Raw genomic sequence first — 22,455 nt, 5'->3', positions numbered from 1 at the left:
GCTTAAAACAAGCGCTGTTCTATTTTTATGGTGTCACCCGCTGCAATTTGGCTATTTAAACTACCTTTTTGTTGCTGCTGTTTGGTTTGCTCTTTAAAAATAAATATTTTATCAACCGAGGCGCGTTCAGTTAATCCACCGGCCAATGCTATTGCTTGATTTACCGTCATAGCAGGTTGATAAGGATAGCCACCTGGTTTTTTAACTTCACCATGTATATAAAAAGGGCGGTATTCTATAACTTGCGCATACACATTAGGGTTTACTAAGTAATCAGGCTGCAGCCCTTCGCTTATTGTTCGCTCAACTTGCGCAATATTTAAACCCACAAGTTTAACTTTACCTAAAAACGGATAGTTAATCTCACCGCTATTACCAAGCAGTGAGGTTACATCTAAGTCTGGTTGGCCAAAAACTTTAATTTCTATTTTATCACCTGCACCTAAAATGTAGTTTTGCGAATCACTCGCAAAACTACAAAAGCTGAGTAACAATATAAAGCCAGTTAAAATTTTAACCTTCATTCATTACCCTTTAGTGCAAATGTAAAGTTAAGGCCTACAATTACGCGGTCAAACTCAATGTTAGTTTGAGTTGAATTACGGTCAATAAATTCAACATAGCCTGTTAGCATGCCAAAGTTGCTTGCTAAATAATTTAAGCCTAGGCGGGCATTTTTAACTTTATCTTTTCGATTAAAATTACCAGAGTATTGCTGGTCAACGTAATTAGCACTTACTACAGAGCTTAAGTAGTCGCTCCAATCATGCTGCCATGTTGCACCATAAACGCTTTCACGAATGTAATCGCCTTGCACTAATGGATCTTTGGCTGCACGGCTAGTAACTAATTGTAGTGATGAGTAAGAAAGCGGCTTCCATACAGCGGCAGCTTCCCAACTTAAACCACTAAAGTTATCGCGTAAGTTCGATTCAAAGTCTTTATTTTGGTAACCCACTTTAAAAGAACCAGAAGTAACAGCTGTTGCTTCCCATTCCATACCAAACAACACTTTAACGTCGTCTGAGTCACGTGAAATACCGTTTGAATCAATTACATCGTAACGATAGTTTTCTTGCTTTACTTCTAAAAAGGCACGGGTTCCAGCTTGGGTATTATAATAACCTGTAATACCTAGCATAGGTTTGTCGTAATCACGAAATTGCGACACGGCCGTAAAATTTTGATAATTTTTGTTATAATAGCCTGCAGTTAAAGCAACCATTGCTTTAGAGCTAACAGCGCCATATTCATATCGGGCTTTTAGGTTTTGTTGTTGGTAATGAACGAGCTCATCAACAACATTACCTTGACCTTCGGTTAAACCCGCACCGCGTGGCTCGTATAACCAATCAGCATCGCCTGTTACATCTAAACGGTGTTGGCTAGTAAACTCTTTGTGTACACCTGCGCCCAAGTTTACTTGAGTGAAATTATCAGTGGTGTCTTTGTTGTGGAACGACGTGCTTGATGCAATATCAAATTTATAGCTGTCAGGGCCGTCTTCAATAAGCGCTTCTAAACTCGGCGCTATATTCCATATTAAACGCGACTCGGTGTTTTCTGGTGTGCTAAAAAAGTTGTCGTTGCTACTTACACCCAGCTGCAGCATAGGTGTAACCTCAGCGCCATCTTTGGTCATTACACTGCCTGGCTTTAATTCTACTGCCAAAGCTGGTGCTGATAAGCCTAACGCAACGAGTAAAGTGGTAATTGTATTAGTACGCATTTTCACTTTTAAATCCCTTAAAAATTGTCATAAAAATTATTTTTACATCAAACCATAAAGACCAATGTTTAATGTAATGTAAGTCGTATTCAACTCGCTTGGCCATTTTATCAAGTGTATCGGTTTCGCCGCGCCAGCCGTTTATTTGTGCCCAACCGGTAATACCCGGTTTGGTTTTATGCCTAAACATGTAAAATTCTACTTTTTTTCGGTATTCTTCGTTATGGGCAACCGCATGGGGCCTTGGGCCAACAATAGACATGTCACCTTTTAAAACATTTATAAACTGCGGCAGTTCGTCTAGGCTAGTTCGGCGCAAAAAGCCACCTAATGGAGTTATGCGGGTATCGTTTTTAGTTGCCTGAGTCACCACATCGCTGTTTTCAGTCACCGTCATCGAACGGAACTTCCACACTTTTATTTTTTGCCCATCTAAGCCATAGCGATCTTGCTTAAAAATAATAGGCCCTTTAGATGTCAACTTTATTGCGGCAGCAATAATCAATAATAATGGGGTGATTAAGGTAACAATAATAGCCGAAACAACTATATCTTCTGTGCGTTTTATAAACTCATGAGTACCAATACATGGGGCTTCAAACACACTTAGTGTATCTACATCACCGACATGCTCAATGCGAGCATGTATTAAATTTGAGAGTAAAAAGTCTGGCACTATGTGCACATCTACTGTGGTATCGCCCAACTGCAATAAAATGTCGGCTATACGTTTTTGCGCTTTCATAGGCAGCGCAATATAAAGTATGTCTATTTCGCCATTGCGAGCAGCATCTACCGCACTTTGTATACCGCCCTCAACGCCCTGCTGTTCAAGTTGTTCAAATAAACGTTCAGGGCTTCTGTCGTCGTAAAAACCTTTAAAGTTAAACCCAAGCTCATCGTGTTTAACTATTTCAGCATGTAAGTATGCGGCCGACTCAGTGGCACCAATAATGGCCACATTGCGTTGCGATAGCCCTAGTTTACGGCGACTACGTTTATACCAATAAACCCCTAAGCGCCAAATGTACAAATAAGCCACACTTAGTAAAAACCAAATAACCACACCAACGCGTGAAAGCGACTCGGTAAACTTAAATACAAAAGACACAACTAATAAAAACGCAAAAGCAATAAGCACACTACCCCATGCACACATTACCATTGTTCTAAATTTCCCTGCACGCCAAGAGCGATAGGTAGAAAACAGCTCAGCACTGTATAAATAGCTTAGGGCAACAGTTAATGCAGAGGCAGCATAAATCGGAGTGAGTTTAAAACTGTAGAGTAAGGCTGCGCACTGAAAAGCTAAAAATAACGCAAATATATCAAATAATCGGTAAAAATTGGCATCAGAGGAACCTGAAGGTTTAAAAGTCCTTGGAGATGTCATTTTGCTTAATTCCTTATAGCTAATTCAGTGTGAGTAGCACCTCACAAAATCCACGGGGATAATATAGTATTAGCCAATTTTGTTCAATTACTGATTCCGACAAAAGTACTAAAATTCATGTTTAAATCTTTTAGCAAACTCTTGCTTTGTTCATTAAGTATCAAAAAGAATACTCACATTTTATTTAAGTTTAATTAAATAACCCCTTAAACCAACTCCAAACCCCAAACGAATATCCATCAAAAATATCAATTCCCAATGCTGACTTAATTAAATATAAAACCAGCAAGGTAAATAAAATAGTAAACGTGACAACCAAACTTAAAATTATTGCTTGAGTAAACCTTGCTATTTTTTGCTCTTTTAAGCTTAATTCACGCCTGTTTCGCCCCGCTAAAAAAACATAGTAATAACGGTATTTAAAAAATTTAACTACGCCTCTGCAATCAACAGCATGATTACCCCACTGCCTAGCACCTATGGCTATTTTTAAATGCGCTAATTGTTCATCAGTAAACGTAGTTTGAATGTTCTTAGGCATTCGCTCGAGTAAACTTCTAATAGCTGGGTCTTGCTGTAAGTTCGACAAAAAAACCTCAAATGCAACATGATTATTAATTGCCAATTATTTTAAACAACTATTTAATAATAAAAAGCCAATTAAAACTTAATTGGCTTTTTATTTGCTAAAAGTACTTTTTATTTAAGCGTACTAGAGCGATAAGTATTGTTATTTAACCAACTTGGTAGTTCATAGGTTGGTACCTTACCATCTTGGCTAATGTTAGTTTGGTGATACGAGTGCTGGTTCCAAATGCGAGTTGCATTTTTCCAAGGTTTGCTGTTATCAGCAGCACCATACACAGTGACACCATTGTTAATGCTATATCTAGAATCAGTATTATTTGATACAACAACAAGCTCTGCATTATCGTCGCCCTCTAGGTCAACCACAATTGGGTATTCCCAAAGCGTTCCTGATGAGTTAGCAACTGTCGATAATACTTCACCATTAACACCATTTAACACTCTTACTTTGTAGTGATCTTGTACAATTACTTCATCAATACCATCACCATTAAAGTCATAAGCACTCACGCCAATTTTACCGCTCCATTCATCATCATTGGCAACAGTCCATACTAAATCACCGTTTGCGTTATACATATCAACTGCTGTGTAACCTGCGTAAACAATACCTAAATCTTTTGTTCCTAAGAATGTAGATACCGCTTGTACACCACCGCCTAAATTATCAGGGTTAGTTACTTGCCACTTAACATTTCCATTATGCTCAAGTACAGCAAATACACTATCTTCAAGCTTGTTACTTGGATTACTAATTACAATTTCAGGGTTAAGATCATCATCTAAATTGGCAACTGAACTAAACCACATAGTTCCTGGCTCACCATATTGCCATAATTGTGCACCATTAACATCGTACAAGCCTCCACCAGTTAACATTTCTTGATTGCCATTATTATTGGCGTCAAAGGCTATTGAGGCCTTCGACCAATCAGTGGTGTAAAGTAGACCAGCTTCATAACTAAAAACATTTTTCCCTATTAAAATTTCAGGAACCTGATCATTATTAATGTCACTGATTACAACAGAACCAATTGTTTTACCTGATTTTGTAAACTCTTTTTTCACTTGTCCTAAGTTGTTAACAACTTGAACCACTGGTGATGTATAGTCGTTTAAGACAATTTCAACAATACCATCACCATCTAAATCAGCTGCGGCAATAGAGTTACGTGGATCACTGAAAACACCGCCATTTTCATAATTCCATAGTTCAGTTCCATCAACACCACTCAATGCTCGAACCAAACCAGGTCGGCTAGATGCTCTACCTTCATAACTCACAACTATTACATCAGCAACATCATTGTTGTCGATACTTCCGTCACCATTATCATCATTAAGTTGAGCAGTAACGGGAGTAGTAATTACTTGCACATGTTCAGGCATAAATTCACTTGAGTTCCAGTGCCATTTTTGTTGCATTGCAAATGGAGCGATAGGCTCAGCAACTGATGGTAAATCACCATTGAATTCGCCACCTAACAATGCCATAGAGCCTTTAAAACTTTGGCCAATAATTGGCATTTTAGCCGTGCCGTAAGCGCCTTTAACATCAGCATAAGGGGCAAGAATGACACCCTCCCAACGGTTACCTTTAATATTAAGGTTTTGCGTATCAGGGAAGTTAAATACAGTTTTACTTGCGTGGCGGCGTAAATGCCAAAAACCTTTACCGCGCACATGTAAATCAGCACCACCTGTAATATTAAAAATTACAGTTGCATCGCTTGGTATACCCCATACTTTAAAGGTATGAGCACGGGCAAAATCACGGCCATCAATATTAAACACTTGTCTATCAGACCTGCCGTCACCTTGAAGGTACAAACCACCCCATTTGCGGTAAACTGTACCTGTTTGGTTTAACTGGTTTAACTCGGCGCTTAAACTTTTATAATACTCTTCTTGTTCATCAAAGTTAAATGGCATGGCCGATTCATCTTGGTTAGAAAGGATTTTAGAACCCCATTCCATACCCCAGCGTACACCCCAATGAATGTCAGTACCGCCACCGGCAATCATGCTACCTACATATTGGCGGCCGTATTTAAATTTTATGCTTGATTCACTAATTAGATAGTATTCATCGCGATTGTAAGGGCGGGTATAACCCACACTGTAACCTTGAAGATCGATTTCGCCAGCGGCAATTGCACCATCAGCGCGGCCAAAGTGCGATTTAAAATCGTCAAAAACAAATGCTGAAAAATTATTGGCTACGCCTAAGTCTGCAGCCAGCGTTGTAGAGCTGGCTAAAGAAAGTGCGATCACTGCACTTATCTTTTTAAATTTAAGTAATGAGTTAGTCATTTTTTCCCTCGAAAATGAAAAGTGCATTATAGGCACCAAGTTTGAGTCATTTGTTTAATGAAAGTTAATTCATCAAGCGCTTGGTGAACATTATATACACAAATAAAATCAAAAGGAACAAAAAACACTACGAAAGTACTAATTTTAGACCCCATAAAAGGAACTGAAAACTAAAATCAATAACTTACGGTAAAATAAAAGTTTAAATTAGGTGATTTATATATAATACAAACACAAAAGAACTAATTTATGTTAATTAAATGTTAACCAAAGTGGGCATTGATGAGGGGAGTTTTATGTAACGATAAAGCATACCTTGTACCGTTACATAAAAGATTAATTAAAACCCAATGATATAGCGACTATGCTTTTTAAAAACTTTCTTAATAGCTAACGCGGCCATCGAGCAGAAAAGAATTACTATAGAAACTAAAAATACGTATGCCATCCAACTATTATTGAGCTTAAGTCCAAAGCTAGTAATTATCCAAAGCAAAAAAGCATGCATAAAATAAATAGTAAAGCTTGTTGCTGCTATTATTTCTAAAAGCCTGATTTTAGTATCTTCATATCTATGGAGCCAAACCATAAAAAATATACTTAAAGCAAGTTTTTGCAAAAGCATTAAATCTACACCATTATATTCAAATACTAGTTTGTGATAACTACCAACTTTGCCAATATAAGCTTGTAGAAAAGCAAAAATAACTACTATTGCAAATAATAAGTACTCTTTCCCCTTAAACAATAAGTAAATTTTATTCTTATGTATTGATGAAGTAATACCTATCAAATATATTGGAGTAAAATATAAAAAGTTATGAAATATATTGTAGTTATCAATCGATCTATGTAAGAAACTCGCAGTAATAATTAGACTTATAATAAGTGCAAGCTTAGTCTTGGTACTTAATTTTATAAATCTAATGTGTAATGGAGATAATAAAAACGTCAGCATTATAAATGGAATATACCAGTATATTTGAAGCGCAGTACCAGTAATCAAATACTTTGCCACCAAATATGCATAGTTCAATACTGATATATCAAAATATAGATCAGGAGTTATACTCTTTAATGAATAGTAAATCGCCGGAATCATACTAAAAACTAAGTACGGCAAGACTATGACTTTTACTTTCTTTGTAACAAACTCTTTATATTTGAACCTTGTATAAAATACATGATGGAATAAAAAGCCTGAAATAAAAACAAATAAAGTTGTGCCACCAAAAATAAGGTTTTGAATAGTTAGCTCTAATAAGCTGACAGACTCAATATTAGCTATATAAAAAAAGTGACCCGCAACAATAAGCACTATTGCTATAGCCCTAAAGTACTCTAAGGATTTAATCATATTTATTTAAAGTTTAAATTTGCTTTTAATTAGAAGATACGCAAACTTAGAGTTTGTAACTAAGTAACGTTTCCACATTCTGCCTGGTTCTTGAATTACCCTATATAGCCACTCCAAACCGGCCTTTTGCATCCACTGCGGTGCACGCTTTACTTTACCTGCTACAACATCGAACGTACCGCCAACACCCATTACAAAGTCAACACCAAGCTTGTCTTGCCATTTATTAATAAAGTTTTCTTTTTTAGGCGAGGTAATCGCAACAAATAATAACTTAGCGCCCGATTCGCGTATTTTAGTGACCACGGCTTCTTCATCATCCCAAAAGTAGCCATCGTTATAACCTGCTATGTTTAAATTTGGGTTTATTGCTTTAACTTTACTTACTGTTTTGCTTACTACTTCTTCGGTGGCACCCAATAAAAACACAGGAAAGTCTCGCTTGGCACTCATAGCTAATAATTCATGAAATAAGTCAACTCCCGCTACACGCTCTGGCACATGGTGCCCTAAAAAACGCGCACCGAACACTACACCCATACCATCAATATTAATTACCTCACACGCTTTAACCGACTCAGCTAAAACAGGATCTTTTTGCATATTAACTATTTTGGCTACATTTACCACAACATGCTGTAAAAATTGCTTTTGCTCAATTCTACTTTCAATAAAAGACACCGTCTCTTGCATAGTGGCAATATCCATGGGTGCTTTTAAAAATTCAATACGTTTCATTGTTGAGTCCGTTTTTTAAAGTTGTTCAATAACTGCATTTTTAGCGCTGTTCAATTTTTGTCTATTAAAATAAGCAAACGAATAATATACCCATGCTTGTGTCCAACGCACATAGTCAACCTTATTGGTAAAATACTTATTTTTTTGATAAATAAAACGCTGCTTTTTAGGCATATATAAGCTTTGAATAGCGCGGTTTATTACTTTTTCGGCCATTGTAAAGTCATCACATGTTTTGCCTACTTTTAATAATGTAAAAACAGCTTGCGAAACACTGTGCATATCGAGTGGGTAGCGATTATTATTGTAATATTTTGCGGTGCCATCTTGCTCAAACAAATGTGTTTTATAATAAGTAAGACCTTTTGCAATTGACGATTCAAACTCATCAATTTGCAACTCATCACTCAATAAGCGTAGCGCCTCTAGGTTATAACCGGTATGAAAGCCATCTATAAACTGATGATGATGGCGAGCACCATATACCCATGAACCATCAAGTCCCTGTTCGCTTACCGACTGCCTTGCTGCATTTAAAGCAAGCTGTTTGTAATGTTGGTTGTTAGTCAGCACGGCAACTTTTGCAACCCATGCAGCGCCCCAAAGGCTAGCATTATGTACAAATGCAGTTTCACCCGGTATGTAACCAAAAAACTGCCTACCATCACATTCTTTATATAATGTTTTTACAATAAAATGTGCACTATCAACTGCAGGATCTGAGTATTTTTTGTCTTTGGTGATTTCACTTAATGCATATAAAGCCTGAGCAACATAAATAGTAGTAATTACATTTGGCTTACCTTTAGGTACAAAAAAAGCACGAGCATTCCAGTCAAAGTGGTAACCCCAACAGCTATGCTGCCAAATAGATTTATCACTTTGCTGGGTCAATAACCAATCAGCTAGCTTTATCGCTTCATCTAAATAAGTTTGCTCATTAGTTGCTTTATAGTCTTCCAATAAACCTAAAATAAATAAACCAATACCCTTTGGGTTACGCTTTTTGGGCACAGCACATAATGGTCGCAAGTTAATAGCTAAACGTTTATGAAGCTGAATCCAAGCAAGCCCTACAATGCCTTGTTTAAATCGAGGAATTAATTCAAATAGTTTACTATTGAGCCCATCAAATGGATCCTGACCAGCGTATTCATATTTTTGTGCTTGTTTGAGTATTGTATTTGCGCAATAAAAGCTGTCAGTCATAATCAAGCAGCCTCTGCTTTTCTAGTTAAGCTGTCGTATATAGACTGTAGCTGAGGAAGAATTGCTTGTTGGGAAAAATTGTTTTCAAACTTTATTTTTCCAGACTTAGCTAATTGAGCATTTAACTCTCTATCCTTTATTAGTTTAATTAATGCTTGTGCTAGGGCTTCAACATCACCTGCATTCACTAATAAACCATCTTTATCAGATTCAATTGCATCAGGGATACCTCCGGCATAAGTCGAAACGACGCAAATATTTGCAGACATAGCCTCAATAACCCCCATAGGGAAACCTTCGTTATAGCTAGGCAAACAATATATATCAGCAGATCGTAAAACAGATAATTTTTTATCTCCACTGATCCACCCTAAGAACATAACCGAGTCTGAAATATCAAGTTCAGAAGCTAACGCTGTGAATTTTTCGATATCACCATCACCAGCTAACTCTAATTTAGCATTTGGACATTTGGCTTTAACCTTATGGAAAGCTCTAATTAAATCCCCTGCTCCTTTTCTCTCACCAATACGACCAAGGAAAACGACTTTTCCTATTTGAGAATCACTACCATTATTTGCAATAGGAATGACAGAGTTGTACAAAACTTGAAAATGTTCAGTTGTTGGGAAGGTATCCGCCGCCCAGTCTAACCATTGCGTAGATAAGACAAGCACTTTATCTACCATCATGAACGTATTTCTAATATGCTGCTGTTTGTCATCTGAACATTCATTAGAATAAAAATCTCTAAACTCAGCACCATGCAAATGAAGTATTACTTTCACATTAAAAAACTTTAGTATTCTTACTATTAATGACTTACGACTATAACTTCCTCTTGATGCCATATGAACATGAGCAACTTCAATTTTATAAAGCAAAAGTAAAAAAATAATTTTAAAAATTGATAATAAGAAGAACAATTTCATCAAAAAATGACTAACGCCAGATTTGTTCACAGAAACTAACTTAATATTATTTTCGTCAACAAACCCCATTTCAAAATAACTGTTAATAACGGTTGAGATTCCTCCTTGACCTTCACGTTTTGGCCCAACCATTAAATTAATTCTTTTCTTCATTTTAATCCTTAATTTTACAAATAGCTTGTCGCATTTTACCATTTTTAGTCCGTTGAATGCTGTCCACAACTTCAACGGTTACAGCTATGCTCTGACCTAAACGCTCTTTAGTATTTTCAACTAGAATGTTGCGCTCATTTTCGTTAAAAACAGCTGTATCTACCATAACAAAGATATGAACAGCTCCTTTTTTTTGCTGATAAAACTGGCAAGCAATTAACCCTGCAACCCCTTTTGGGATATGGTTTAATATGTGAATTTTCTGATTATCTTCTGCCACTAAATAGTCGCCAACTCGACCTTCAATTTTTTCTATAATAGGGAAAACTCTGCCACAAGGGCATGACTTTTCACTAGATAAATAAACGTAGTCACCTGTTTTATATCTTATCAAAGGGAAATAATGATTATTAAAATTAGTGCCAATAATTTCATGTCGCCCTGTCGCATCAACGGGCATTAATTCTACATGGGAATAATCGGTTAGGAGGTGGTATCTTCCATGTTCACACTGGCCTATCGCAGCTACTCGCTCAAATAAACCATACCAGTCAAATACTTTACAGTTAAACCGAGTCTCAATTAAGTGACGATCTTCTTCAGATAAAGACTCAGAAGATGTGAGGATTGATTTTATTTTACTAGGGTAGTAACTATCAATAGACTCTAAGTACCTTGCTAATGCAACGATCGAAGATGGGTATGCCTGTATAACTTCTACACCAAAATCGACCATAGCTTTAATATAATCAGGTATTGTAATAGCAGAAATATGAAAAGAAGATAACAAAATCATATCTTCAAAATATGAATAACGCCAAAATGGAGATTGTTTTTGAGCAAAGGGCACAACCATATCCCCACGAATCCATGCTCTTTTATCACCCTTTTTATAGCCAGCCCACTCTCGCTGTCTATCAAAAAAAGCCTGCTCTCTATTCACTGCAATGAGGTCTTGATAAATATTAAGAGGGCTCCCTGTTGTACCGCTTGTTGCACCACTGATCACTACTTTAGGCTTAACATCTGAAATAAAAGCGCTAGGATTATTGCGAACCACGCTCTTATCTATAACAGGAAAGCCATTAATAGATTTATCTGTTAATGCTTGTTCCTTATAAAAATCAACATTCTTTAGAGCATTATCAATACACGATTCGAGCATTGCGTCTGAATAAGATTGTAAATTATCCGCCGAACGCTCATTTCTATGAATATTACGAAGAGTCTCTTCTGAAAAATTATTTCTTTTTAGTTTAACTCGAATAAATCCACGTATTGTTAAAATACTGTTTTGGATAAATATTGGTGCTAGTTTATATATTTTGCTGTTTAACATTCCACTAAGTCCATTTTTTCAGTGTATTCATTAAGCGTCATAAAACTATTGAATTGCGAAAGTACTTTTGAAAATGGGCTAAATAAGCTCAAATCCTTAGGGTGTGCAATTAGCACTAGCGGGTAGTTAGGGTCTTGTATACGTCTTTGTTTAATTGCAACTTTAAAACGAGTAATTTCCATAGAACTAGATAAACACATATCAAAATTACTATTTTTAAGCATTTCAATATTTTGAGCGCTTTTATCTTCTCTATTATGAGAATATGGTACGTTTTTATATTGGCGATTTTTAATGGTAGAAAATACTCTAGCCAAGCTAAATCGTTGTAGTTTATTAACACTGATTGTCAATAATGGTAGCTCAAGCAATCTTCTAACGGATTTTTTATCACTTGGTACAATTATTGAGTCATCACAATGCCAATAAGGAAGGTTACTAGGCGCCATTGTAAAATCATAATTAGAGAGGCTGTTAGAAAAAAAACCAGGGCAAACTGAAGAGTCGCAGTAAATATTATTATCTAACAGTGCATTGACACTTTCATATGAATTACCTACGTTATAACCGCCCGCACGAAAAGCAGTACAATTATAATTTGGGTCTACGTCTCTAACACGCTTTTCAAGCATTTCTTTACCTAAAGCTAGAAGTTCATATTTCCCGGGTGACCCCTTAGTTGAACGCTCGGGAAGATCAGAAAAGCTCCACCATTGATGGTTTAATTTCCACTGCCCGTTAATATACTCGGCATTGTACCATTGCGGATGTAAGTGAAGCTGAATATCATGGCCTTGCTTTATTAGCTCAGCAATTTGATTTTCTATTGCAACTGCCCCCAGATATTCATTACTCTCTTCTGGATATAACTCTTTTAAGCCTATCAGCTTTTCAACTTCTAGTATTTCAATAAAAAAAGTAGCCTTGGTGCCAAGTTTATCAAACGCTTTCAACATTTTATAAGTAGGGTCGATTAAATGTTTAAAAACACATCCCTTACCACTTCCAAATAACTCATAGTCAATTGTTATAATATTAGTCATTAGTTTCCCTTGAAAGCTCATACCTTTTGCCAAGTATCATTAAAGTTTTAACTTCTGATACCTGTTTAAACCCAGTTTTAGTGAAAGAGGCTATTGATGATAGATTTTGAGCATTTATAGAAGTTACAATTTTAGATACTCCCTTTGCTTTACATTTCTCAATTGCAAAAAATATCATTGCTTTATTTATACCTTTACCTCTGTGCTTTTTATCAACAAAAACAGGGCCAATCCATGCAAAGTTATTAGCACTAAGTAAAACCTCTCCGAATCCAGCGATTTCCTTTTTACCAAAGGATAAAAAAGTGAAACCTGCCACTTCATCATTTACCTTTGCAACGAAGCATTCACCACCACCTTCAAAGCTATTTGCAACATCCGCTTTTGATAAGTGCAAAATCCCTATTGGTTTATCTATATCTTTTAAATCCACTGTTTTCAGTTTTTCAAATTCAAGTTCTGAGATGTTTAATTCAAAGCCTAATGTACTTGTTTTTCTATAAAAAAAACCTGTGACTTTTTTCAAGAACATTATAAAAACATTGTAGAAGCCGTCAGTCTTACATCGTTTTAAAATCTTAATAATCATTTTTTTACCTGCATAAAAAATGGTTTTAAATCTTTTAAATCGAATATATCAGTACTATTTGATCTAAGAATTGATAAGTTATCTTTAAAGTACTTTTTAAATGATTTAGTTTTGGTAAATAAGATCATACAAGATTGAATATCTCTCAAAAACGATGACCATTTTATGGTTGTGTTTAAACGCTCTCCCTCTTCCGCCTTTCCATAGAGCAACTTAGAAGGGGTAGTATATTTGCTACCTATCGCACTCATTAAGCCGCATGGCCTTGAGTTTGCTTCAATTAAAAAATATGTCCCTGTTTGATCGCATTCTTTAAACTCTACTTCGATTAAACCGACATAATTAGAACTTTTTAAGAGTTCAACTATCGGTCTGTATATAAAATCCATAAAAGCAGTGGGAGCTTCAAACTCTTCTACATAAGAACCAAAACCGTTTTTAGATATTCGGCACTTTCTAGTCAAAAGGTATGCTACATGCTCACTTGAAATTGAAAGTTGTAGCGATATGTTAGAATCCTCTGCTCCACTTATATAATCTTGAAAGATTAGATATTGGAGTGTGTTTTTGCTCACACTTGTATAAAAGTGGTGAAAATCACTAAAGCAATTAAAAACTTTTGTTTTAAAGTTAGCGTCACTAGTACTATGTAATACGTCCTGATTCCATTTAACCAAAATTGGATTTGGTAATTCACCATTTTCATATAAGGTAGTCGGTTCGTAGCTTCTTGGATATTTAATGCCTATTTCTTTAAAAAAATTGTAAGTTGAATCTTTATGGGCAAAGAGTTTTATTAGCTCGAATGGTTTAGGATATATGTCATACAGTGAACTTAATTCTTTTCCATAGTCAACAATAGCCTGCAACTCTTTACCGCCACAGATGTGCATTTCATTGAAATCACGATTCAGCAATTTTAGTTTTTTTATAAATTCTTGAGGGTCTTTAACACATAACTTTTCACCATACTTCGAATGAAATGCAATTTTCTCATCTAAAGAAACCAACAATACTTTTTCACCTTGCCTTGCTAATAGCCGAAGAACATAAAGAGCTTGGGGCCCAGAACCTAAAATTATTGCACTCACTAATGACCTCTTACTTATTCTTAAAAAATTATTAAATCACTTATCAAAAAAACTTTAATAGCGAATTTGTAATATATAAATCACTTAACCCCAACCTTTTCATCATCAGTCGCTTTAGTGGAATAAACCAAATATAAACAAGAAATAAAAAATAGAAGTACGGGGGTTTTTGTTGCTAGTGCGTTATTGGTAACCGAAGCCCCTAATAAAACAAACAATGCTACTTTTAATTGTGTTGGACCATTGAGAGCCAATTTCCCAGCAGTGCTAAAACAAGCAATTAAAAGTAAAACCGTTGAAATTAATCCAAAACTCACAATCCAGCCAACAATATAATTTTCTATCGTATTGATACCAATATAAAATTCAATATTCTGCATGATCGAGGCTGGTGCGCCAAGAAGCCACTCACTAAAACTCAATTGTTCCAAAATAATAAACACATCAAATCTAGCCTGAGCACTAGAGTCAACATGTAATTTATTTAAGATACGCGCTCCAATTGGAGTCAAAGTTATTATTAATACAGTGAAAATAGATGCAAAAAAAGTGAGCGCTTGTATTACTGCAAAGCGCATTTTAGATACTCTAAAACCGTTAGACACAAATGATGGAATTTTAGGCATTACAAGCAAGAACATACCTAGCAGAAATACCCCAGTAGCTCCCCTTCCACCAAAAGCAAATAGTGCTAACGTAACTACAGTAAAATAGATTAAATAAGGAATTCGCGTATAGCTCATTAGTAAAGGTGCCAATGCAGCAGTAATCAACGCGTTATTGAGTGGATGAGTCAGTAAAGCAACAGATCTGAAATAACTAAAACTAGAGAACTGAACAGATATCAGTGAACTACCAAGCATAAACTCTAAAATAGCTATAACTGAATTTATGAATAATAAGTATGCAAGCAACGTTAATAGTTTATTTTTATGAGTGGTACTCAACTGACTCAATAAATATAGAGCTAAAAGCGGGGCTACCATAGTATCGACCAAGTAAGCCATCCCCGACGTACCAAATCTAATTAAGCCGTAAAATATAACAAGTACAATACACAAAAAACTTATTAGCCAAGATGCTCTAAGCTCTCTTAGGCTGGTTAAAGGCACATTAATACCTCTTCTAAGCGTAAAAATAGCAACGGTCAGCATTAATATATACGTCGAAATATGTATTTTAACTAACGGATTTCCGCCTTCTGATACGTATTTTATACCTACGTTTTCTAGCAAATAGCCGCCAAAAATAAAGGCTGTCAAAAAAGTGAACATCATTACTTTATATATATTTTCACTTTTCATTTATTTATTACCCATGCTTTACATTTTTTATAATTCAGTAAGGCAAGCACACATGAGAAAATGCTCACGCCAATAACTACATCAATAATAATATTGACTATGGGTATGTTAATTACCACAAAGTTATAAACACGTAATTCTGGAAGGAATATAGCCATACACACAGTTGAAAGTAGAATTTTATATACCTGCAACGGTACAGCGTATTTATACCCTTTTTTTAGTGATAACCATAGGCTCATAATCAATGCGATAATATTAGCAATTAAAAAAGCACTCGCTGCACCTATCAAACCAAAAGGAGGAATCAAAGTAACTAATAATGATAGGTTTAATATTAATGAAAAAACACTGATTTTTGGCAGGTATTTAGTGTTTAAAGAGAACTGTAAACCATGGTCTATATAATGTCCCTTCAAATTTAAAACAAACACCCCCGCACATAAAATATAAATAACAGTAGAACCTTGTGATAAATATTCTTCACTAAGTAATAGGTGCGTTATAGGCTCGGCTAAAATACAAAACCCAACTAAAGCAGGAACTGAAATTAAACATAACAAAGTTAAATATTCACCATGGGCTTTGTACAAAGCGGCTTTATCGTTTATTTTTTTTGTTAATTCAGGAAAACCCGGTAATGCAACAACCATAAAAATAAGTGCACCTATTCCTAATAAAATATTTGATATAGCGGCATATATACCTGTTTGTGCTAAATCTAATGAGTCGGCAATAAAGTAACGATCTAAACGACTTGATATTGCTGCAACTAAGCCACTGGCCATAAGAGGTAAGCCATAAGAGAAAATAGCCTGAGCATCTGCAGTTTTAAGTTTATTAATACTAACTTTAAACGGTTTAAAAACAACTAAACCTGCAGCTATGTAGCTTAAAGCAAGAGCTGATAACGCAGAAAGGATATTAGGAGAGTAAGCTAGCAAGCTGCCTGTAATTACTATAGCCATAATAGATTGAGTAAGTACGGCAACTCTATATTGGTTTAAACGCTCCATTATACGGGCTAATTCAAGATAGAACTGATAGAGAGCTTTAGTTAAAAAAACTAAAAAGGTAGCTAAAAACGTAGATAAGGTTAATAAGCCTGTTAAATATAACCCTAAACTAACTAGTGCTAATGCTGGCAATGTGCAGCAAAAAATAATTGAGCAGGCAATCGCTGCAAAATTGTCATGTTCCTCTGTTTTTTTACTAGGAAGTAAACGCAGCATGCTAGAGTTAATCCACTGCGCAGCTACCGCCCTTACAACTTCAACTGTTAATAGCATTAATGCCAACATTCCGTATTCTGTTGTAGTTAATAACTTGGTATGAATACTAATTAATGCAAAAACACTAATTGCAGCAAAAACTTGCACTGGAGCATATTTTAGTAATGCATTAAACATTATTGTTCTCGCTCAGCCTTAAAAACAAGCTCATTATAAACGGCCTTATATTGCTTAATTATCTGTGAAGTATTAAATAACTCTTTTAACTTTTTCACAGATAATTCTCTATCGAAGTTATTTAAGTTTGCTGTAATTTCATCAACTGTTGTTGACTCTGTTATATACAAAGCACCGATTGATTGAAAAAACTCTTTTTGCTCATCGAGTATGCCTACTTCAGTACAAAGTAAAGGAAGCCCCGTAGCTAAAATTTCAAGCGGAACTAAGCCAAATGTTTCTTCTTTCGAAGTAAAAATGCCACAATTAGCATTGTTATAAAGCTCAATTAATTCGTATTTGTTTTTTCTGCCTAAAAAGGCAACTGAATTTTCTAGTTGTAACGCTTCAATTTTACGCTCAAGTTGTTGTGCATATTCTTTGTTCGACTTCGACCCCACTATATCTAAACGGCATGCAATACCGTTTTGATTAAGCATATGGATGATGTCTATAGATTGCTCAATATTCTTTTTAGGATTAATTAAGGCACACGTTATAAACTTTATTTCCTGAGGGAGCTCAATTAATTGACTTTGTTTGGAGCTATTAAAAAAGCTGTCATCTATCGGGTTATAAATTATGTTTGCTTCAATATTATTTTTAGCTAGTGCTTGTTTTAAAATGTCACCAACAACAAACTTTTTATCACCTAAATACCGAGTAAACATAGGAATTATTTTTTCATATAAAAAGTTATTAAAAAATCCAAAGTTATGACGCCCAATTTTTTTATAACTATGAACAGTGACAACCGATTTCCCCCTAAAACCACTGCCAATTAATACACTCCAAAAATGGGTATGTACTAAGTCAGGATTCAAAATTTTTAACAACTTGCGAATATGCCAATTTTGCCAAATAATACCAGGAATTTTAAATTTTGATTGCTTACTTGATGCAGGCAGCCAAACAAAATCAACATTATCTGATAGACGAATAACATCACCAGAGAAAGGGGTTTTACTCTGTGGGTCGAGCCCAATAATGGTAAACCTAAAGTTAGCGTCATCATGGTTAACCAAATATTCTGCAAACATTTGGCATACACTATCTACGCCGCCACAATTGTTACTGCCCCAGTCGTAAGTTGAAAGGGGCATAATTAAAGCGATATGTTTTTTAGGCATTATATTTATTCATAATGTATCGGCCAGGATCATTTTGGTTGACTACTCGAGAAGGATTACCAACAGCCGTTGAATTTTCAGGTATATCCTTAATAACCACAGAGCCAGCACCAATAGTGACGTTATTTCCTATGACAACATTTTCGACTATGCAAACCATAGGACCTATATACACGTTATCTGCAATAGAGGCAGCTTTCCCATGGTTACTTCCAATATTTACAAATTGACTAATATTGCAGTTAGCTCCAATTTCAACTGTTGGACTTAAAACTATTCCAGTAGCATGACCTAAATTGAGCCCAGGACCAATTTTTGCTTCTTTAGGTATTTGTATTTGATACCTGATAGATAAGGTTAAATGCATAAGCCTTGCTAATGTCCTAATCAATAGGTTATTCGACTGAGTTAGCCTCCACCAAAAAGTGTACTTAAAAGAACGGTTATTATTGATTAAGTTTTTTATTAATAATTTATGGGAGTACCTTGCGGTACTCCGATACAAATCACATTTTATAAGCTCAAAAGGAGTCATAAATGTTAGCCTTACAAAATACCGCGAGTATCAATAACAACTTTTGATGCAAACTCTGTTTTATCTGCAGCTTTAAATTGTTTATGATCAACTAATACTACAACGACATTTGCTTGCTCTAGTGCGCTTTCTAACGACACTAAGCTAACATTTTTATCTGCTAGGTTAGCTGGTAGCTCTGAAATGTTTGGCTCTACCGCAAGTATTTCACCAATATTTTTTGCTGCTAATTCTTCAACAATATTTAATGCCGGGCTCTCACGAAGATCGTCAATATCGGCTTTAAATGAAAGGCCTAAACACGCAATAACTGGACGTTTAAATTCATCAGCAGCTTTTGCTACTTTTTCAATTACGTAAAATGGTTTTGCGTCGTTAGTTAAGCGTGCTTGTTTAATTATTTTTGCTTCGTCTGGGCAGCTTGCAACAATAAACCAAGGATCAACCGCAATACAGTGGCCGCCAACACCTGGGCCTGGGTTTAAAATATTTACACGCGGGTGACGATTAGCAAGCTTAATAAGCTCCCACACATTAATTTTTAATTTGTCACAAATGACAGACAATTCATTGGCAAATGCAATGTTTACATCGCGAAATGAGTTTTCGGTTAACTTAGCCATTTCAGCAGTACGAGCATTGGTAATAATACACTCGCCGCGCACGAAAGTTTCGTATAACTTAACGGCTTTTTCACTACATGCTTTACTCATACCGCCTATTACACGGTCGTTTGACACTAGCTCTTGTAATACATAACCAGGTAATACACGCTCAGGGCAATGAGCAACATTGATGTCGGCGGCATCTCCTTTATCTTGTGGGAACGTTAAATCAGGGCGCGCTTCACTTAACCAAGCGGCTAGTTGCTCCGTTGCCCCTACAGGTGAGGTGCTTTCTAAAATAACTAAGTTACCTTTTTCAAGCACTGGGGCAATCATTTTTGCAGCCGATTCAATATAGCTTAAGTCTGCACTGTGGTTACCACTTTCGCTGTGAATAAATGGTGTAGGTACAGCTACCATAAACGCATCGGCTTTTTCTGGCGTTGTAGTCGCTCTTAAGTTACCAGTAGATACTACGCCACGAACTATTATGTCGAGATCAGGCTCTACTATGTGTATTTCACCGGCATTAATGGTATTAACTGCTTTTTCGCTTACGTCTAAACCAATTACTTTCATACCGCGCGATGCAATAACCGCCGCAGTTGGTAAACCTATGTAGCCTAAACCAACAACTGAAACTGTTTTAATTGTCATTACTAAATCCTTGAAAAAGTTTTAAACTTTATTTTAATCTTTAAAGTGTTGCTTAATTTTAGCCACAATGCGTTCACACGCTTTACCATCACCATAAGGGTTATGTGCACGGCTCATTGACTGATATTCTTGAGCGTTAGTGAGTAAGTTATTAACTTCATTCACTATGCGAGCTTTATCTGTACCTACTAGTTTAACTGTACCTGCTTCTACCGCTTCTGGGCGTTCTGTGGTGTCACGCATAACAAGTACAGGTTTACCTAGGCTTGGCGCTTCTTCTTGAACACCACCTGAGTCGGTTACGATTATGTGAGCTTGATTCATTAAGTACACAAATGGTAGGTAGTCTTGCGGCTCGATTAAATGCACATTATCAACATTTTTTAATATGCGATTTACTGGTTCGCGTACATTAGGATTTAAATGCATTGGGTATAAAATTTGTGTATCTGGGTGCGCAGTTGCAATTTCTACCAATGCCTCACAAATTCGCTCAAAACCGCCACCAAAGCTCTCACGGCGGTGCCCTGTAACTAAAATAAGCTTTTTAGTTTCATCGAGTTCTGGAAATTTAGCTTTTAGAGTTGAAATTAAAGCGCTGTCGGTTTTTACTTTATCAACCACTTGTAATAATGCGTCAATAACGGTGTTACCAGTAATTACGATATCGTCAGCACTTACCGCTTCATTGAGTAAGTTTTGCTGCGATGTTTGCGTTGGTGCAAAATGCAGCTTTGTAATAGCACCAGTAAGCTTGCGGTTACCCTCTTCTGGCCATGGTGAACTTAAGTTGCCTGTTCGTAAACCTGCTTCTACGTGCCCCACTGGAATTTGCTGATAAAACGCTGCTAAACTTGCAGATAAAGTAGTGCTGGTATCGCCATGAACAAGCACTAAATCTGGTTTAAACTCTTCAAGAATAGGTTTTAGACCTAACAAAATATTTGTTGTTACATCGTATAAGCTTTGACCCGGTTTCATAATGTTCAAATCGTACTCTGGTACAATTTCAAAAAGGTCTAAAACTTGGTCAAGCATTTCACGATGCTGAGCAGTAACACATACTTTTGCATCAATACCGTCTGCTTCATTTAGCGCTTTAACTAGCGGCGCCATTTTTATTGCTTCAGGTCGCGTACCAAAAATACTTAATACTTTAATAGCCATGATTTCCCTTAATTTTTTACTAACCGATTTTGCATAACTTTATGCATTTGCCATTAATTGCTTAACGCGCTTGGTAAATTCTTCACCCATTAGGCTTGATTGCATTGCATACTCTACGTTTGCGAGCATATAGCCTAGTTTTGAGCCGCAGTCATGCGACTTACCTTTTAAATGATACGCTTCAATTGTTTCAAGATGACGTAACTGTAGTAATGCATCTGTTAATTGTATTTCGCCGCCAGCACCGGGAGGAGTATATTCGAGCAAGTCCCAAATAGCAGGCGAAACAACATAACGCCCTGTTATTGCTAAATTGCTTGGCGCTTCGTCATTATTTGGTTTTTCAACCATGTTGGTAATGGCTGCATTTTCACCAGGCTGGATTTTTTTACCTGCTAAATCAACCACACCATAGTTGTGCACTTCGTCCTGTGGAACAGGCTCAACCATAATTTGATTATGTTGAGTTCGTTCAAATTGGGCGATCATTTGCGCAAGATTATCAACCTTTAGGTTTGACTTATATTGATCGATAATTACATCGGGCAATAAAATAGCAAAAGGGTTATTGCCAATGATTGGACGAGTTTCAAGTATTGCGTGGCCTAAGCCTAATGGCGCCGATTGACGAACCGATATAATGCTTACATCTCTTGGGATTATTGAACGAACTTCTTCTAGCAGACTACGTTTTACACGGGCCTCTAGAGTGGCTTCTAGTTCAAAGCTAGTATCAAAATGATTTTCTATCGCGTTTTTAGAGGCATGGGTAACCAATACAATTTCTTTAATACCAGCTTTTACAGCTTCGTTTACAACATATTGAATGAGAGGTTTGTCGACTAGTGGAAGCATTTCCTTTGGTGTTGCTTTGGTAGCTGGTAACATACGGGTACCCAAGCCTGCAACAGGCAAGACTGCTTTTAATACTTTCACTTCAATTCCTTTTATAGTTACTTTTGGTTATAACGTAGCTGTTTATAAATGTCGCTGCGAATAGCGAGTTTTAAGCACTACTAACCATATGGGCGGCTATTATACACAACACATATAATCGCTCAATATAAAAAGCAGCCTTTTTGATTGTTTTAGGTTAATTTTTTGTTAACTAGTTATTTTTGCCTTTTTTGTAATC

Annotated in this window: 20 protein-coding genes; all 20 read right to left on the bottom strand. The window is 36.1% G+C overall.

What is annotated here, in order from left to right; all coding sequences use genetic code 11:
• Positions 1 to 2: 2 nt before the first annotated feature.
• Positions 3 to 524, bottom strand: coding sequence for a polysaccharide biosynthesis/export family protein (locus ACNSN3_RS05555; RefSeq protein ID WP_250653005.1), 522 nt, complete (start codon positions 522 to 524; stop codon positions 3 to 5).
• On the bottom strand, positions 521 to 1,735 hold the full coding sequence (locus ACNSN3_RS05550; protein ID WP_418608731.1) for an outer membrane beta-barrel protein: 1,215 nt from the start codon (positions 1,733 to 1,735) through the stop codon (positions 521 to 523). Before ACNSN3_RS05550 ends, ACNSN3_RS05555 begins: the two co-directional genes overlap by 4 nt.
• Positions 1,719 to 3,122: an undecaprenyl-phosphate glucose phosphotransferase gene (locus ACNSN3_RS05545; RefSeq protein WP_418608730.1), complete on the bottom strand. Its 1,404-nt coding sequence runs from the start codon at positions 3,120 to 3,122 to the stop codon at positions 1,719 to 1,721. Before ACNSN3_RS05545 ends, ACNSN3_RS05550 begins: the two co-directional genes overlap by 17 nt.
• Positions 3,123 to 3,312: 190 nt before the next feature.
• The gene (locus tag ACNSN3_RS05540; protein WP_054201188.1) at positions 3,313 to 3,711 is read right to left on the bottom strand and encodes a hypothetical protein; all 399 of its coding nucleotides are present in this window, start codon (positions 3,709 to 3,711) and stop codon (positions 3,313 to 3,315) included.
• Positions 3,712 to 3,821: 110 nt separating this feature from the next.
• Positions 3,822 to 6,023, bottom strand: a complete 2,202-nt coding sequence (locus ACNSN3_RS05535) for a choice-of-anchor A family protein (protein WP_418608729.1) — start codon at positions 6,021 to 6,023, stop codon at positions 3,822 to 3,824.
• Positions 6,024 to 6,363: 340 nt separating this feature from the next.
• Positions 6,364 to 7,380, bottom strand: coding sequence for an acyltransferase family protein (locus ACNSN3_RS05530; RefSeq protein WP_418608728.1), 1,017 nt, complete (start codon positions 7,378 to 7,380; stop codon positions 6,364 to 6,366).
• Positions 7,381 to 7,386: 6 nt separating this feature from the next.
• Positions 7,387 to 8,118, bottom strand: coding sequence for a WecB/TagA/CpsF family glycosyltransferase (locus tag ACNSN3_RS05525; protein WP_418608727.1), 732 nt, complete (start codon positions 8,116 to 8,118; stop codon positions 7,387 to 7,389).
• Positions 8,119 to 8,133: 15 nt separating this feature from the next.
• Complete coding sequence (locus tag ACNSN3_RS05520) at positions 8,134 to 9,327, bottom strand: aspartate-semialdehyde dehydrogenase (RefSeq protein WP_418608726.1); 1,194 nt, start codon at positions 9,325 to 9,327, stop codon at positions 8,134 to 8,136.
• A gap of 2 nt (positions 9,328 to 9,329) precedes the next feature.
• Positions 9,330 to 10,412, bottom strand: coding sequence for a glycosyltransferase family 4 protein (locus ACNSN3_RS05515; RefSeq protein ID WP_013464719.1), 1,083 nt, complete (start codon positions 10,410 to 10,412; stop codon positions 9,330 to 9,332).
• A 1-nt stretch (position 10,413) separates the two neighbouring features.
• The gene (locus ACNSN3_RS05510) at positions 10,414 to 11,751 is read right to left on the bottom strand and encodes a phenylacetate--CoA ligase family protein (protein WP_418608725.1); all 1,338 of its coding nucleotides are present in this window, start codon (positions 11,749 to 11,751) and stop codon (positions 10,414 to 10,416) included.
• Complete coding sequence (locus tag ACNSN3_RS05505) at positions 11,745 to 12,794, bottom strand: hypothetical protein (protein ID WP_013464717.1); 1,050 nt, start codon at positions 12,792 to 12,794, stop codon at positions 11,745 to 11,747. The genes ACNSN3_RS05510 and ACNSN3_RS05505 overlap by 7 nt, the downstream gene beginning before the upstream one ends.
• Entirely contained in the window at positions 12,787 to 13,383 is a 597-nt protein-coding gene (locus ACNSN3_RS05500) for an N-acetyltransferase family protein (protein ID WP_418608724.1), read from the bottom strand. Before ACNSN3_RS05500 ends, ACNSN3_RS05505 begins: the two co-directional genes overlap by 8 nt.
• Positions 13,380 to 14,474, bottom strand: coding sequence for a hypothetical protein (locus ACNSN3_RS05495; protein ID WP_418608723.1), 1,095 nt, complete (start codon positions 14,472 to 14,474; stop codon positions 13,380 to 13,382). The genes ACNSN3_RS05500 and ACNSN3_RS05495 overlap by 4 nt, the downstream gene beginning before the upstream one ends.
• An 80-nt stretch (positions 14,475 to 14,554) precedes the next feature.
• On the bottom strand, positions 14,555 to 15,778 hold the full coding sequence (locus ACNSN3_RS05490; RefSeq protein ID WP_418608722.1) for a VpsF family polysaccharide biosynthesis protein: 1,224 nt from the start codon (positions 15,776 to 15,778) through the stop codon (positions 14,555 to 14,557).
• Positions 15,775 to 17,187 (bottom strand): lipopolysaccharide biosynthesis protein, encoded by a 1,413-nt coding sequence (locus ACNSN3_RS05485; protein ID WP_418608721.1) that lies wholly within the window; start codon positions 17,185 to 17,187, stop codon positions 15,775 to 15,777. Before ACNSN3_RS05485 ends, ACNSN3_RS05490 begins: the two co-directional genes overlap by 4 nt.
• A complete protein-coding gene (locus ACNSN3_RS05480; protein WP_418608720.1) occupies positions 17,187 to 18,356 on the bottom strand; it encodes a VpsD family glycosyltransferase in 1,170 nt (389 codons plus the stop codon). Before ACNSN3_RS05480 ends, ACNSN3_RS05485 begins: the two co-directional genes overlap by 1 nt.
• Entirely contained in the window at positions 18,349 to 18,723 is a 375-nt protein-coding gene (locus ACNSN3_RS05475) for a serine acetyltransferase (protein WP_277813789.1), read from the bottom strand. Before ACNSN3_RS05475 ends, ACNSN3_RS05480 begins: the two co-directional genes overlap by 8 nt.
• Positions 18,724 to 18,902: 179 nt before the next feature.
• On the bottom strand, positions 18,903 to 20,153 hold the full coding sequence (gene wecC / locus ACNSN3_RS05470) for a UDP-N-acetyl-D-mannosamine dehydrogenase (RefSeq protein ID WP_036982954.1): 1,251 nt from the start codon (positions 20,151 to 20,153) through the stop codon (positions 18,903 to 18,905).
• A 33-nt stretch (positions 20,154 to 20,186) separates the two neighbouring features.
• Complete coding sequence (gene wecB / locus ACNSN3_RS05465; protein ID WP_138606955.1) at positions 20,187 to 21,320, bottom strand: non-hydrolyzing UDP-N-acetylglucosamine 2-epimerase; 1,134 nt, start codon at positions 21,318 to 21,320, stop codon at positions 20,187 to 20,189.
• Between the two features lie 39 nt (positions 21,321 to 21,359).
• A complete protein-coding gene (galU, locus tag ACNSN3_RS05460; protein ID WP_054200717.1) occupies positions 21,360 to 22,256 on the bottom strand; it encodes a UTP--glucose-1-phosphate uridylyltransferase GalU in 897 nt (298 codons plus the stop codon).
• Between the last annotated feature and the right edge of the window lie 199 nt (positions 22,257 to 22,455).

The sequence above is a fragment of the Pseudoalteromonas sp. US3C1004 genome, assembly GCF_048401065.1.
GTDB classification, from domain to species: Bacteria; Pseudomonadota; Gammaproteobacteria; order Enterobacterales; family Alteromonadaceae; genus Pseudoalteromonas; species Pseudoalteromonas undina.
The sequence above is the reverse complement of the archived record's forward strand: the minus strand, read 5'-3'. Positions and strand labels throughout refer to the sequence as shown.